A 14,682-nucleotide genomic window follows, 5' to 3' on the forward strand; every position below is an offset into this window, starting at 1 on the left:
ATCCGGGACGGACACTGCTGCAGTGTCGCATTCTGCACGTTGTCACGCGCGGTTACACACAGTCGACAACGGTTTCGACAGGCACACGCGCACGCCACTGACATGCGGCCGGCAGGGATCCACGCTGTGTACTCCCAACCACGGAGTCACCCATGTACATCAAGCGTTCCCTCATTGCCCTGTCGCTCGCCCTGGTCGCCACCACCGCCCACGCTTCTTCCCCTGATCGCGAAGGTGCCTATGTTTACGGTGGTCTCGGCAAGACGCACGTCAAGTCGAAGACCCCTGCAGCGGACGTGGTGCCCGGTGAAAAGCGCAAGCAGAGCGATTCGGGGAGCAGCTACGCCAGCGGCGCCGGATATCGCTTCGGGCCATTCCTGGCCGCAGAAGCTTCGTTCGAGAACACACTCAAGAACAGCCGCAGCAAGGACGTGTCGCGACTGACGAACCGCTCGCTCAATGTCGGCGGGCTTGCATTGCTGCCGATTGGCGACCGTGTCGAAGTGTTCGGCAAGGCAGCGGTCGGCAGTCGCCAGCAGAGCTTGGCCCCGCCCAAGAACGCGGTGGGGGATACCAAGCGAATCCGCCAGAGCAAGTTCGGCGTCACGCCCAGCGTCGGTGCCAACGTGTACCTGACCGAGGCACTTGCCGTGCGCGCGGAGTACAGCATTCCACAGTCGGTCAACAAGAAGGTGACGCAGGCCTCGGGGGACGAAAAAATGCGCCTGAACACCTGGAACGTGGGTATGTCCTACCGCTTCTGATTCGAGCGACCGCCGCCGATCCGTGCGGATCGGTGGCGGCTTCCCAAAGTGAGCGGGTGCAGTGCCGCGCGCTCACATCCCGGTAGGAGAAAGACCCATGAGTGGTATCTGTGGCGCGGTCCTGCGTCCTGGACGGTGCGCAGCGGAACTGTCGCGGCACGTGCAAGCCATGAGTGTGACACCACGCCATCGTGACAGCGTGCCACCTGCGCCCTGGTGTGAAGAGGATGACGGCGTGGCACTGGCCCAGTTGCACGCCGGCCCGGCGCGGCATGGCTCGCCCCGCAGGTCCCGGTGCGGGCGCTACGTGCTGTGCATGGATGGCAGGTTGAACGTGCGCACCGCCCTTGAGCGCGAGTACGCCACGAGCGTCCATCCAGGTGCGGATGATGCGACCCTGCTGTTGCTGTCCATCGCGGCGCGCGGGGTGCAGCGTACGCTGCACGATTGCGATGGCACGCTTGCGCTGGCGGTATGGGACTGCCAGGACAAGGTGCTCTGGCTGGCCCGCGACCGGGTGGGGGGCCGTCCGCTCTATTACGGGTGGTGCCATGGCGACGTGTTGTTCGGCTCCAGTGTTACATCGCTGCACGGCTATCCCGGCTTTCAGGCGCCCATCAGTCGCGATGCACTCACCCTGTTGCTTCGCTATGGCTACATCCCCGCCCCGCACAGCATTCAACAGGGCATTTTCAAGGTTTCAGCGGGCTGCGTGGTCCGTCTCAACCTGGCCGCGCGCGAAGCCGGCGCAACTGCGCATGTCGATCACGCAGGAGGTCGCCGCTACTGGGATGCCCGAGAGGACATGTGCGCCGCGATCGACGAGCGGGCCTACTCAACACTGAGTTTCGACGATGCGACGGGAAAACTGGAGCTGCTCCTGCACCAGGCTGTCTCGCGATGCAGGCCTCACGGCGCTCCGGCGGCCGCATTTCTTTCCGGCGGGACCGATTCATCGCTGGTGACCGCCGTGCTGCAGTCCCAATCCACGCTGCCGGTGGAGACCTTCACGGTCGGCTTCGATGATCCGCGTCATGACGAATCGGACTGGGCGGATCAAGTTGCTGGACGCCTGAGGACGCGGCATACCCGGCACATCCTGCGTTGGAACGAGGCTGCGGCGCTGGTGGCGTCCCTGCCGGACGTCTGGTGTGAGCCCTTTGCCGATGCCTCCCAGATGCCGACGCTGCTCGCGTGCGCGCTGGTCGCCAAAGACCACAGCAGCGTGTTCACCGGCGATGGGGGCGATGAACTCTTCCATGGCCATGGGGCCTATCAGCGGGCCCTGCGTAATGCGGCCTGGACGGCGCGCATGCCTGCGCCCTTGCGGCGGATGCTGCAGCAATGGCCGCAGCGTGACGGCGAGCGTGCCCGGCTGGGGGGATGGCCCGCGCTGCGCTCGGAGCTGCAGGCAGACAGTCTGGAAGCACATTACCTGCTGCGCGTATCGCGTTGGCGCGATCCCTGCCGTGCCGTGCTGCATGCAAGTGAGCCTCTTACGCTCTTTACCGACTGCCAGCGCTGGCTCCCTGCGGGCGATCCGGCCGACCGCGTCCAGTACCTGGATTTCATGATGGATCTCGGCAACGGGATCATGACCAAGATCGATCGTGCCGGTGCCGCACATGGGCTGGACACGCGCTCGCCACTACTCGATGCCGCCGTCGCACGCTTTGCCTGGTCGCTCCCCAGCCCGCTCAAATACGCCGGTGGCGAGCACAAGCGCATCCTCAAGCGGCTGTTGTGCCGGCATCTGCCGGAGCACCTGGTCCACCGTCCGAAAATGGGCTTCGGTCCACCCGTGGCGGCCTGGCTGGCCGGCCCACTGCTTCCGTGGGCCGACGCGCTGCTCGACGAGGAACGCCTGCGCCGGGAGGGGTACTTCGATGCGGCCGTGGTCGGGCGTATCTGGGCCGAATTCCGTGAGGGGCGGCGCAAGTGGCACACCCACCTGTGGCCGATCCTGATGTTCCAGGCGTGGCTGGAGCGCCATCGGCGCGCCATTGCCGAGGCCTGATCGCCGCCCAAAAAAAGACCCGACAGAGGGAGGGTTCTGTCGGGTCTGGGATTGCGTGGGGGGAGGGACCCACGCAAATTCGATGTTGTCCGGCTCAGCCGCGGGTCTTGCCTGCGCTGGGCGTGGCGGCCGCGAACGGCTGCCGGGCGAGTTCGCCGAAGGCTTCGGAGGCCTTCAGCCCCAGGCCGGCCACTTCCTGGCTGGCGCTGGTCCAACGGGCGAGGTTGTCACGTGCCAGTTGCGCGCCTTTGGGCAGCAGCGACTGCAGCGTGCCAGCATCCTGTGACTGCACCATTTCACCGAAGAACCCGCTGGTGGCGGTGATGTTCTTTTCCAGCGTCTTCAACTGCACCCCGAACATGCTCTCGGCATTCTCCAGTGCGAGCCGGTTGGCACGCGTGGCCGTGGCGGCCAACTGGCGGGTGTAGTCACTGAAGGAATCGGTGAACGCGGACGCCATGGTCAGGACGGCTCGAGAACGTTGATGCAATGCAGCATACGCCGAAAATATTGCATTGCAACATTCCGTTGACCGTTGTCGTCCGGATTCAGTCGAATGGTTTACATATCAATGGGTTGCGCAGTTTTTCGGGCGGTAGCTTATGGCCCGGAGCCGGCCAGGGGCCGGCACTACCGCGCCGTATGATGCCCGCGTGCCATCGGATCAGCCGCGGTAGCGGCAGCCGGAGGTGCAGGTCTCGTGCACGGTGACTTCGCTCAGCGCGGGCAGGGCCGGCTTGAGTTCGTCCCAGATCCACATCGCCAGGCGCTCGCTGGTCGGGTTTTCCAGGCCGGGGATGTCGTTGAGGTAGTGGTGGTCCAGACGGTCGTAGATCGGCTGGAAGGCAGCTTTGACGTCGCCGAAATCCATGATCCAGCCGGTCTGCTCGCCGGGTTCGCCTTCCACTTTGAGTTCCACCCGGAACGAGTGGCCGTGCAGGCGTGCGCACTTGTGGCCCGGCGGCACGTTGGGGAGGTGGTGAGCGGCCTCGAGGGTAAAGACTTTGAAGATTTCCATGGCCGCATTGTAGCGGTGGGCCGGGGCTCCAGCAGGGGTCGGGCGTTAATTGTTGCTAACGAAAACATTTCCATCCGGATGAAGAGATGTTAGTTTCTCTTATATCCGTATGAAGAGATGTTATTGGCCGTGGTTCAGCCAGGCATGGACTACTGCGGAACTTGTCGTCCACCACCCCACTGAAGTTCATGCCCAAGCACACTCTTCTTGTAGCGGCGTTGTCCGTCGCTCTGGCAACGCCTTTGACCGCGTTCGCCGACGCCGCCCCCGATGCCGCCGCCGCCGGCGACAGCAAGACCCTCGCCGCCGTGCGGGTCACCGGGTCCAACATCAAGCGCACGGATACCGAGTCGGCCAACCCGGTGCAGGTGATCGAGCGCCAGCAGCTGGAGGAGACCGGCAAGGCCACCGTCGCCGACCTGCTGCGCTCGATCTCGGCCAACACCGGCAACGCCGCCAACGAAACCACCAACAACGGCTGGGCGTCCGGTTCGGCCGGCATCGGCCTGCGCGGCCTGTCGCAGAAGAACACGCTGGTGCTGCTCAACGGCCGCCGCCTGGCCAACTACGGGTTCCCGGCCGGCGGCCTGTCGGACACGTTCGTCAACCTCAACGCGCTGCCGCTGGTTGCGGTCGAACGCATCGAAGTGCTCAAGGACGGCGCCTCGGCCGTGTACGGTTCGGATGCCGTGGCCGGCGTGGTCAACATCATCACCCGGCAGAATTTCGAAGGTGCCGAACTCGGTGGCAGCCTGGGCACCGCCGATCAGGGCGGGCTGGACGAGCAGAACCTGAAGTTCATCGGCGGCATCGGTGATCTGGACACGGACGGCTACAACATCCTGGTCAGCCTGGAAGGCTACAACCGCGAGCGCCTGGACCAGGACCAGCGCGACCTGACCAAGTCCGGCATCTACACCGACAAGCCCGGCGGCCGCTGGAACGGCTGGTCGGCCAAGGGCGCACGCTATCTGGTCAATGGCACGTCGGTACCGATGCTCGATGCCAGCGGCAACTGCCCGGACGGCACCACCCTGGTCGCCAGCGCACCGATCGACGGCCTGGCCGGCAACACCTGCGGCTTCAACCAGGCGCCTTACACCACGCTAATCCCCTCGACCAAGCGCTACCAGGCCTACGTCAACGGCACCTTCCGGGTGAACGACAACGTCGAAGCGTTCGGCGAAGTGCTCTACAGCGACATCAAGGGCGTCTCCTGGTTCGGCAGCAGCCCGTTCTTCACCCTGGAAAGCGGCCGCTTCGCGCTCAACGCCGATACCGGGCTGGCCGAGCCGGTGTCGTCCAACCTGCCCGCCAGCAGCCCGTACAACCCGTATGGCCGCGCGGTGCCGATCGAGTACACCTTCTTCAACCTCGGTGCGACCATCAAGACCAACCGCTCGCAGGCCTACCGCGGCCTGGTCGGGCTGCGCGGCAGCCTGCAGAGCTGGGATTGGGAAGTGGGTGCGTTCGGCGCCCGCAGCAGTGAGCGCGAGACCGTCTCCGGCGGCTTCGCCAACCGCTATGCGCTGGCCGATGCGCTCGCCACCGGCAGCTACAACCTGCTCAATCCGTCGGCAACCTCGCAGGACGTGCTCAACGCGATCAACATCAGCACGCTGCGCCCGGCCGAGTCGGTGCTGCAGGGCGTGGATGCCAAGATCTCCGGTGCGGTCGGCCATACCTGGGCCGGCGAGATCGGGTTCGCCGCCGGTGCCGAATGGCGCCGCGAGAAGCTCGATTCCAACAACCCCTGGCAGATCGACGCGGGCCTGCAGATCCGCCCGGCGATCGCCGAGGTGCACGGTGAGCGCAAGGTCACCGCGGCCTATGCCGAAGTGAACGTGCCGCTGGCCGACCGCCTCGAACTGCAGGCCGCGGCGCGTGCCGATCACTACAGCGATTTCGGCGATGCGTTCTCGCCCAAGCTGAGCCTGCGCTGGCAGCCGTGGGACATCCTGCTGGTGCGTGCCGCCGCCTCCAAGGGCTTCCGCGCGCCGTCACTGTCGGAGAACTCCAACAGCACCAGCATCGCCTACGGCAGCGTGATCGATCCGCGCGACCCGGACGTGCCGGGCTCGCGGCAGAACCCGACCTTCTTCACTGTCGGCAACAACGATCTCAAGCCCGAGCGCACCAAGAGCTTCAATGCCGGCATCGTGCTCTCGCCGTGGTCCAACACCAGCCTGAGCGTGGACTACTACCGCATCGAGCTGGAAAACCTGGTGGGCACCAACAACACCCAGACCCTGGTCACCGACAACGTGCCGGGTGCGGTCAGCCGCGATGAGCGCGGCAAACTGCTGGCGGTGTTCAACCGCTACCAGAACCTGAGCGAGCTGAAGACCTCCGGCTTTGATGTCGAACTGCGCCAGCGCTTCCCGACCACGCAGGCCGGCGACTTCGGCCTGAGCACCGCCTTCACCCACGTGCGCGACTACAGCCGCCCCACCGTGGTCGGTGGCCCGCTGGTGGATTACGCCGGCAGCAACCTCGGCGCCACCCTGCCCAAGAACAAGGCCACCACCACCTTCGACTGGAGCTATGGCGACTTCCGCACCGCGCTGACCTGGTACTACACCAGCGGGTACGACCAGAAGGCCAGCGCCGCGGCCACTGCCGTGCAGGATCGGGTGGATGCGTACAACCAGTTCGATCTGTACCTGGGCTACACCGGTATCGACAAGCTGACCGTGTACGCGAAGATCCAGAACCTGGCCGATGAGGAACCGCCGTACGACGCCTCGTTCCCGGGCATCCGCGCGCCGTACGACTTCAGTCAGTACGACCTGCGTGGTCGCTACTTCACGGTCGGCTTCGACTACCGCTTCTGACCTCATCCACTGCACCGGAGCGTGCGTAGCCACAGGGCCGGAAGGAACCGGCCCGTCTTTCGGGAAATCGCTGTGTCTTTGCAACGTCGTCTGTTCTCTCCCATCGCCTGGGTGGCGCTGGTGCTGTCTGTGTTCGCTGCGCCTGTCTCCGCGCAGAGCGCGTACTTCTTTCCGGGCAGTGGTGATTTTGATCCCGCCGTGCCCACGCCCCAGCAGTTCCTCGGCTATGAGATCGGCAGCCGCTATACGCGGCACGACCAGCTGGTGGCCTACTTCAACGAACTGGCCAAACACTCGGACAAGATCAAGGTCGAAGAAATCGGCCGCAGCTACGAGGGCCGCCCGCTGCTGATTGCCACGGTGACCTCGGCGCAGAATCTCCAGAACCTGGACGCGCTGCGCCGCCAGCACGTCACCCTGGCCGATCCGGCGCAGCCGCTCTCGGCCGCCGGCAGCAGCCCGGTGGTGGTGTGGCTGGGGTACAGCGTGCACGGCAATGAAACCTCCAGCGGTGAAGCGGCGATGCTCACCGCCTACTACCTGGTCGCCAGCCGCAGCGCGGAGACCGCGCAGTGGCTGCAGCAGGCGGTGGTGCTGTTCGATCCGGCGCAGAACCCGGATGGGCGCGACCGCGCGGCGAGCTGGCACAACGCCTATGCATCCTCGCCTGCCTCGGCCGATCCGGCCGACAAGGAACATGTCGAACCGTTCCCGCAGGGCCGCAACAATCACTACTTCACCGATCTCAACCGCGACTGGCTGGCGCTGACCCAGCAGGACACGCGGCCGAAGATCGCCTATTTCCACCAGTGGTACCCCAACGTCCAGATCGATTTCCACGAGATGGGCAAGGACAGCACCTACTACTTCGAGCCGTCGCCGGCGAGCATGCACAGCCCGCTGATTCCGGCGGCATCGTATGACTTCAACAAGACCCTGGCCAAATACCACGCCCAGTCGCTGGATGCACTGGGCTCGCTGTATTACACCGGGGAGAACTTCGACAACTTCTCGCCGGTGTACGGCTCGACCTACCCGGACTTCCACGGTGCGGTCGGCGTGACCGTGGAGCAGGCCAGTTCCCGCGGCCGCGTGCAGGAATCGGTCAATGGTCTGCTGACCTTCGGCTTCACCATCCGCAATCAGGTCGCCACCGGACTGGGCACGGTGCGTGGCGCAGTGACCGAGCGCGACGGGCTGCTGAAGCTGCAGAAGGAGTTCTTCCAGTCCGCACTGAAGCAGGCCAACCAGCAGCCGGTGAAATCCTTCGTGTTTGGTGATGCCGCCGACCCGGGCTTGACCCAGCGGCTGCTGGATCTGCTGCTGCAGCACCAGATCACGGTGCAGGCGCTGACCGCCCCGGTCACCGTGGACGGGCTGCGCTTCGAGCCGGGCAGCGCGTACGTCATCCAGGCCGCGCAGCCGCAGTTCCGCCTCGTGCATTCGATCTTCGCCGACACCCCACCGATCAAGGGCGATGTGTTCTACGGCAGCACCTCCTACGCGATCGCGCCGGCCTACGGCATCGCCTTTGCCGCGAGCCGCGGCCGGATTGCCGGTGGCGAGCGCGTGGCCAGCGTGCCGGCCGCCAACGGTGGCGTGGTCGGCGGTCAAGCGGGCTACGCCTACGTGTTCGATTGGCGCGATTACAACGCCAGCCGCGCGCTGTATGCGCTCCAGGCCAAGGGTGTATTGACCCGAGCGGCTTTCCAGCCGTTCACCGCAGCCACCGCCCAGGGCGAGCAGTCATTCGGCTATGGCAGCGTGGTGGTGCCGGTCGCCGGACAGCCGCTGGCCGGTGCCGAGCTGCTTGCCGCGGTCGATGCGGTGGCACGCAGCAGTGGCGTGCACATCCAGGCGCTGTCCAGCGGGCAGAGCCGTGGTGGCATCGACTTGGGCAGTGACAGCGTCAAGGCGCTGCGCAAACCGGCGGTGGCGCTGGTGATGGGCGAGGGCGTCAGTGCCACCGAGATCGGCTCGGCGTGGTTCCTGCTTGATCAGCACGTGCAGTTACCGGCCAGCAAGATCGACCCGGCGCAACTGGGCAAGATCACGCTGGACCGCTACACCACGATTGTCCTGGCCGGCGGTACCTATGCCGGCGTGGACGCCACCGCCGTGGCGGCGCTCAAGCGCTGGATCAACGCCGGTGGCTCGCTGATCACCTACGGCACGGCCGCGCGCTGGGCGATCGAGCAGAAGCTCAGCGACGAAGTGCTGGGGCCGGAGGAGAAGGAACCGGAAGCCGCCCGACGTGCGTTCGGCGATCAGCGCGACATCGCGGCGATCGAACGGGTGAGCGGCAACATCCTCAGCGCGGACGTGGACAACACGCATCCGCTGGGCTTCGGCGTACCGCGTCGGCAGCTGGCGGTGAACAAGGAAAACGGCCTGAGCTTCCAGCCCAGCCGCAACCCCTTCTCCACCGTGGTGCGCATCGACGAGGCGCCCAAGGTCAACGGTTACCTCTCCGAGCGCAACCGCAGCCGCGTCGCCGGTGCCGCGTGGCTGGTGGTGTCGCCGCAGGGGCAGGGCAATGTGGTGCTGTTCGCCGATGATCCGGCGCACCGCAAGTACTGGCACGGCACCGAGCGCCTGCTGTTGAACGCGATCTTCTTCGGCAACCAGCTCAACCCGACCAAGCCGCGCGGCTGACACCCCGGGTACCGGTAGTGCCGGCCGCCGGCCGGCTCCGGACCGTTCCCACCGCGACGCGCCGCTCCGCCACACTCACCTGATGGCGGGGCTTCCAACCCCCAAACAACAGCCGACCAACGTCGGCTGTTTCCGTTTGTCAGACACCCATCACACCCTATGTGAAATTTCCGTATTGCGAATCATTCGCAATACGCATAGGATGGCGCCCGCCGGCTCGACCCGCAGCCGTCCCTCCAGGGGAACCACCATGAAGATCGTTCCGCTCACCGCTGCCCTGATGGCACTGGTGTGGGCCCCGGCCGTCCTCGCGCAGCCGGCCAGCAAGACCGCCACCGCCTCGCCGACCGCCACCGCTTTCCTCACGCAGTTCGCCACCGATGGGACCGACAGCGTCAGCTGGGCCCAGTTCGAGGCCTTCCGTAAACAGCGTTATGCCGAGACCGACCGCAACCACGACGGTCATGTCGACGAACAGGAATACGTCGACGAGTACCTGCAGCGCTTCGACGTGCGTCTGGCCGACGCACGCGCCGGCCATCTGCGCCAGACCGACACCCGCTTCAAGGCGTTGGACCGCGACAAGAACGGCGCGGTCAGCCGAGCCGAGTACGATGCCGCCGGCGAACGTACCTGGGCCGGCTACGAGACGTCGCAGAACGCCACGCAGGAGACCGCCGCGGCGTCTTCGCGCGATCCGCTGAAGATGCCGACCTCGCATACCGCCAACGGCATGCTGGAACTCTACGACCGCAACAAGGATGGCGCGGTGGATCGCGAGGAGTTCGACGCGGTGCGTGCAGCGAGCTTCGCCGCCACCGACACCGACGGCAACGGCAAGCTGTCGCTGGCTGAGTACACCGCCGAATTCGAAGGCCGCCTGGACCAGCAGCGCCAGCGCGTGCGCGCCGATGCCGAGCGCCAGGCACGCGTGCGCTTCGCCTCGCTGGACAAGGACGCCGATGGCCGCATGACGTTCGCCGAGTACCAGCTCTCGGGCAAGCGCATGTTTGATCGTGCCGACAGCAACGGCGATGGCATCGTCGACGCACGCGATCCCGAGCCGGTCGCCGGCGCGCACTCGGCCAACGGCAACCGCTAGCGGCCAGGACGTGCCGTGAACGTCCCACGTATCAGCCAACGATGATTCCGGCGCGCGATTCCCCGCGCGTCCTTGCGCCTCCCAGCCCCGCTCGGTCCACCGATCGCCGCAGCCAGGAACGGCCCGCCGCCAACCGCGGCGCTCACGCCATTCCCTACCTCTCCTGCGGAGCCTGATCATGACGTCGTCCCTCACCCTGCTGGCCATGGCGGTTGCCGCCAGCCTGTCCGTTACCGTGCACGCTGAAACCTTCAACGATGCCAGCACGCTGGATACCGTGCGTGTGCAGGCCGAGCGCGCCAGGAAAACGCGCTCGGCCAACCAGAACGTCACCGTGCTGACCGCGGCCGATCTCGACAACGAGATGGCCAACACGATGGAAGAGGCGATCCGCTACATCCCCGGTGTCAGCATCGTGGACATGGGCCGCTTCGGCGATAACGGCTTCAACATCCGTGGCCTGGAAAGCGACCGCGTGGCGATCACCGTCGATGGCCTGAGCCTGGGTGAATCGGTGGAAACCGCGCGCTCCTACGAGTTCTTCCGCGGTGGCCGCGGCGACGTGGATATCGATACGCTCAAGAGCCTGGCGGTGATCAAGGGTGCCGATTCGATCAGCGCCGGCAGCGGCGCACTGGGCGGCGCGGTGGTGTTCACCACCAAGGACCCGGCTGACTATCTCAAGGCGAGCGGCAACGATACCCACCTCGGGTTCAAGGCGGGGTACTCCGGTGCCAACGACGAAACCATGGGCACGCTGACCTTCGCCAACCGCACCGGCATCGTCGAATCGATGCTGGTCTACACCCGTCGCGAAGGCCATGAATCCGAGTCGTGGTACGACACCACGAACGATCGCATCGGGGTCGGCCGCCGCACGCCGGACCCGGTCGACAGCACGCGCGACAACCTGCTCGGCAAGCTCGACCTGCAGCTCGACGACGCCAACACGCTGGGCTTCCTCTACGAGCGTGGCCGCGCCACCAACGACGTGGACAACCTGTCGCGCGTCTATGCACCGGGTTACCTGTCGCGCAAAGGCCATGACACCAACGATCGCGACCGCTACGGCGTGAACTACCAGTGGCGGGCCGACACCGCGCTGTTCGATACCCTGGATGCGCAGGTGGACCGCCAGGTGACCGACAGCCGTGGCATCACCACCATCGTGGCCGGCAGCGGCTGCCCGGGCGGTACTACGCCCTGCCTGCGCAGCGAGAACCGCTCGACCAAGCAGACGCTGGACCGCGCCGCGGCCGATTTCAGCAAGGTGTTCGCCACCGCCGGCGCGCGCCATGATGTCGTCTACGGCCTGGCCTGGCAGCAGCGCGACATCGACTTCACCGCGGTTGATACGCGCTGGAATGCGGCGGGCGCCGTGGCCTCGGTCGAGATCGATCCGCGCCAGGTCCCCAAGACCGATGTGACCGCCTGGAACCTGTACCTGCGCGACAGCGTGCAGCTGCTGGACGAACGGCTCACCCTCAGTGCCGGCGCACGCTATGACCGCTACGACTATTCGCCGCAGGTGGACGCCACCTTCGTGGATCGCACCGGCACCGTGCGCGATGTGAGCTTCGCCGCGCCGAGCTGGCAGGCCGGCGTCGAGTATCGCTTCCTGCCCGACCACGCGCTGTGGGCGCAGGTGGGTCGCGGCTTCCGTGCGCCGACCGTGGCGGACATGTATTCGCCGACCAGCGCCACCCAGGTGATCAATGCGCAGAATGGCCAACCGCTGCTGCTCAACGACACCGTGTCCAATCCGGACCTGGACGCAGAGAAGAGCCTGAATCTCGAGTTCGGCTACCGCTGGAGCACGGATCGGGCGCAGCTGGGCCTGTCGCTGTTCCGCGACCGCTACGAGAACTTCATCGAGTACACCAACCTGGCGCAGTCGGTGCCGGGTGGCTTCCGCACGACGGCGACCGGTCCGGTGCTGTACTCGCGCAACTACACGATGCCGACCAACGCGGGCGAAGTGACGGTCAAGGGGGTGGAACTGGAAGGACGCTGGCAGATCAGCGATGCCTGGTCCTCGCGCCTGGCCGCCTCGTACAGCGAAGGCGAGAAGCGCAACGGCGATCCGCTGGAGAGCATCGTGCCGGCCAGTGCCGTGCTGGGCGTGCGCTATGCACCGTCGCCGGTGTGGAACCTCACCGCCAGCGTGACCCATGCCGTGGCCAAGAAGGCCAAGGACGCCTACACCACCGACGCCACCGGCAAGGTCACCACGCCGGCCTTCGTCGACAAGGCCGACGGCTACACCGTGCTGGATCTGTACGGCACCTGGAACGTCACTCCGCAGTGGAAGCTCAGCGCCGGCCTCTACAACCTGACCAACGAGGAGTACTACCTCTGGCAGCGCGTGCGCAACATCAACAAGGGCAGCAATACGCTCTACGGCTACGTCAACGATGAAGGCATCGGCCGTTACAGCGAGCCGGGCCGCAATGCGCGGATCACGGTGGCCTACAGCTTCTGACGCAGCGACACAAAAAAAGGGCGACGCAGATGCGTCGCCCTTGTTGCGTTTCAGCGATGCCCGAAGGAATCAGCTGGCGCGGCCGCCACCGCCGCCCTGGCTGCGACCGCCGCCGGCGTTGCCACCGCCACGACGCTGGCCCTGCGGCTGGCCACCGCGCGGTGCACCGCGGCCGGCGCCATCACGCTGACCGCCACCGGCCTTCTTCGGGCCGGCATGGGCGTGGCGCGGGGCCTCGGCGTGCGGGCGACGTGCATGCTTGCGCGGCGAACGATCGCCACCCGGCAGTTCGGCCTTGCCCGGCGCGCTGTTGCCCCAGCGGATCGGGGTCTGCGGCTCGAAGCCCGGCACGTCGCGGATGTCCATGTCCTTGTCGAGCAGGCGCACGATCTGGCGCAGCAGCTTGGCTTCGTCCTGCGCCACCAGCGAGATCGCCTGGCCGGTCGAGCCGTTACGGCCGGTACGGCCGATGCGGTGCACGTAATCCTCGGCCACCATCGGCAGGTCGTAGTTGATGACCTTCGGCAGCTCGTTGATGTCGATGCCACGCGCGGCGATGTCGGTGGCGACCAGCACGGTCACGCGGCCGGCCTTGAAGTCACCCAGCGCACGCAGGCGCTGGCCCTGGCTCTTGTTGCCGTGGATCGCCGCGGTCTTGATGCCGGACTTGTCAAGGAACATGGCCAGCTTGTCGCAGCCGTGCTTGGTACGGCCGAACACCAGGGTCTGCTCACGGCTGTCCTGGGCCAGAAGATGCAGCAGCAGCTCGCGCTTGCGCGGGCCATCGACCGGGTGCACGCGGTGGCTGATGTTCTCGGCAACGGTGTTCTTCGGCGTGACCTGGATCTGCTCCGGGTTGCGCATGAACTCCAGCGCCAGCTGCTTGATGCTCTCTTCGAAGGTCGCCGAGAACAGCAGGGTCTGGCGGTTCTGGCGCGGCAGCTTGGCGAGGATCTTCTTGATCGACGGCAGGAAGCCCATGTCGAGCATGCGGTCGGCTTCGTCCAGCACCAGGATTTCGATGCCGGAGAGGTCGACGCTGCGACGCTCGATGTGATCGATCAGGCGGCCCGGGCAGGCGACCAGCAGGTCCACGCCACGGCGCAGCACGTCGAACTGGTTGCCCATGCCGACGCCGCCGTAGATGCAGGCGCTCGGGATCCGCAGGTACTTGCTGTAGCCGCGCAGGCTGTCATGCACCTGGGTGGCCAGCTCGCGGGTCGGGGTCAGCACCAGTGCACGCGGGCGGCGCGGGCCATCGACGGCCTGCGGGTTGGTGCCCAGGTGCTGCAGCAGCGGCAGGCCGAACGCGGCGGTCTTGCCGGTACCGGTCTGTGCGCCGGCCAGCAGGTCGCGGCCTTCCAGGGCGAGCGGGATGGCCTGCTCCTGGATCGGGGTGGGGGTTTCGTAGCCCTGCTCGGCCAACGCGCGCAGCAGGAACGGGGCAAGGCCCAAGGATTCAAAAGACATCGGGTGGAAGCTCCAAAGACAAAGTAACGCCAGGCCGAATGGCCGGACGCGAGGCAGATCAATGTGATCGGCTGACTCGGAGCGTTCCCGTAAACCGCGCTGCGAGAATTGGGTGCAGTCGACGCGGTGCGCAGACTGGAATGCATGACGAATGGCGTCGGAGTGGGGGCGGGCGACGGATCGTTTGATCCATATCGCCGGCGATCCCGAAGGGAAACGGACGGCCGCTGCAGACCCGGATAGTCTAACGGATGTTTGAGACCCATACCAAACCCCCCTGTTCAGCTTGGGAGGATCTGCGGACGTATCCGGATCTGCCCGGGACCCCTAGCAATCCGTA

The 14,682-nt window shown here is 66.1% G+C and carries 9 protein-coding genes; 6 read left to right on the forward strand and 3 right to left on the reverse strand.

All coding sequences use genetic code 11. The features are described from left to right. Positions 1-152 precede the first annotated feature (152 nt). The gene (locus tag BCL79_RS15005) at positions 153-764 is read left to right on the forward strand and encodes a porin family protein (protein WP_121042505.1); all 612 of its coding nucleotides are present in this window, start codon (positions 153-155) and stop codon (positions 762-764) included. Positions 765-861: 97 nt separating this feature from the next. Further along, positions 862-2,781 (forward strand): asparagine synthetase B family protein, encoded by a 1,920-nt coding sequence (locus tag BCL79_RS15010; RefSeq protein WP_121042507.1) that lies wholly within the window; start codon positions 862-864, stop codon positions 2,779-2,781. 94 nt (positions 2,782-2,875) lie between these two features. On the opposite strand, the gene BCL79_RS15015 is transcribed toward BCL79_RS15010, so the two are convergent. Next, entirely contained in the window at positions 2,876-3,241 is a 366-nt protein-coding gene (locus BCL79_RS15015) for a phasin family protein (protein WP_121042509.1), read from the reverse strand. A 204-nt stretch (positions 3,242-3,445) separates the two neighbouring features. Further along, complete coding sequence (gene queD, locus BCL79_RS15020; protein WP_121042511.1) at positions 3,446-3,799, reverse strand: 6-carboxytetrahydropterin synthase QueD; 354 nt, start codon at positions 3,797-3,799, stop codon at positions 3,446-3,448. Positions 3,800-3,987: 188 nt separating this feature from the next. On the opposite strand from queD, the gene BCL79_RS15025 reads away from it, so the two are divergent. The 4 genes from BCL79_RS15025 (at position 3,988) to BCL79_RS15040 (ending at position 12,872) form a co-directional block, all read left to right on the forward strand. Then, positions 3,988-6,633: a TonB-dependent receptor gene (locus BCL79_RS15025; RefSeq protein ID WP_121042513.1), complete on the forward strand. Its 2,646-nt coding sequence runs from the start codon at positions 3,988-3,990 to the stop codon at positions 6,631-6,633. 72 nt (positions 6,634-6,705) lie between these two features. Then, on the forward strand, positions 6,706-9,288 hold the full coding sequence (locus BCL79_RS15030) for a M14 family zinc carboxypeptidase (RefSeq protein ID WP_428999464.1): 2,583 nt from the start codon (positions 6,706-6,708) through the stop codon (positions 9,286-9,288). A 250-nt stretch (positions 9,289-9,538) separates the two neighbouring features. Next, positions 9,539-10,390 (forward strand): EF-hand domain-containing protein, encoded by an 852-nt coding sequence (locus BCL79_RS15035; protein WP_183073796.1) that lies wholly within the window; start codon positions 9,539-9,541, stop codon positions 10,388-10,390. Positions 10,391-10,568: 178 nt separating this feature from the next. Next, positions 10,569-12,872: a TonB-dependent hemoglobin/transferrin/lactoferrin family receptor gene (locus BCL79_RS15040; protein WP_121042517.1), complete on the forward strand. Its 2,304-nt coding sequence runs from the start codon at positions 10,569-10,571 to the stop codon at positions 12,870-12,872. A gap of 69 nt (positions 12,873-12,941) precedes the next feature. Here BCL79_RS15040 and BCL79_RS15045 read toward each other — a convergent pair whose 3' ends face one another. After that, positions 12,942-14,342, reverse strand: coding sequence for a DEAD/DEAH box helicase (locus tag BCL79_RS15045; RefSeq protein WP_121042519.1), 1,401 nt, complete (start codon positions 14,340-14,342; stop codon positions 12,942-12,944). Positions 14,343-14,682 lie beyond the last annotated feature (340 nt).

The sequence above is a fragment of the Stenotrophomonas rhizophila genome, assembly GCF_003651185.1.
Taxonomy (GTDB): Bacteria; Pseudomonadota; Gammaproteobacteria; order Xanthomonadales; family Xanthomonadaceae; genus Stenotrophomonas; species Stenotrophomonas maltophilia_Z.

Excerpts from the sequence above, each read along its gene's own strand:
- BCL79_RS15035 (WP_183073796.1), top strand. The coding sequence starts at position 9,539 with ATGAAGATCGTTCCGCTCACCGCTGCCCTGATGGCACTGGTGTGGGCC.
- queD (WP_121042511.1), bottom strand. The coding sequence starts at position 3,799 with ATGGAAATCTTCAAAGTCTTTACCCTCGAGGCCGCTCACCACCTCCCC.
- BCL79_RS15045 (WP_121042519.1), bottom strand. The coding sequence starts at position 14,342 with ATGTCTTTTGAATCCTTGGGCCTTGCCCCGTTCCTGCTGCGCGCGTTG.
- BCL79_RS15015 (WP_121042509.1), bottom strand. The coding sequence starts at position 3,241 with ATGGCGTCCGCGTTCACCGATTCCTTCAGTGACTACACCCGCCAGTTG.
- BCL79_RS15005 (WP_121042505.1), top strand. The coding sequence starts at position 153 with ATGTACATCAAGCGTTCCCTCATTGCCCTGTCGCTCGCCCTGGTCGCC.
- BCL79_RS15010 (WP_121042507.1), top strand. The coding sequence starts at position 862 with ATGAGTGGTATCTGTGGCGCGGTCCTGCGTCCTGGACGGTGCGCAGCG.
- BCL79_RS15025 (WP_121042513.1), top strand. The coding sequence starts at position 3,988 with ATGCCCAAGCACACTCTTCTTGTAGCGGCGTTGTCCGTCGCTCTGGCA.
- BCL79_RS15040 (WP_121042517.1), top strand. The coding sequence starts at position 10,569 with ATGACGTCGTCCCTCACCCTGCTGGCCATGGCGGTTGCCGCCAGCCTG.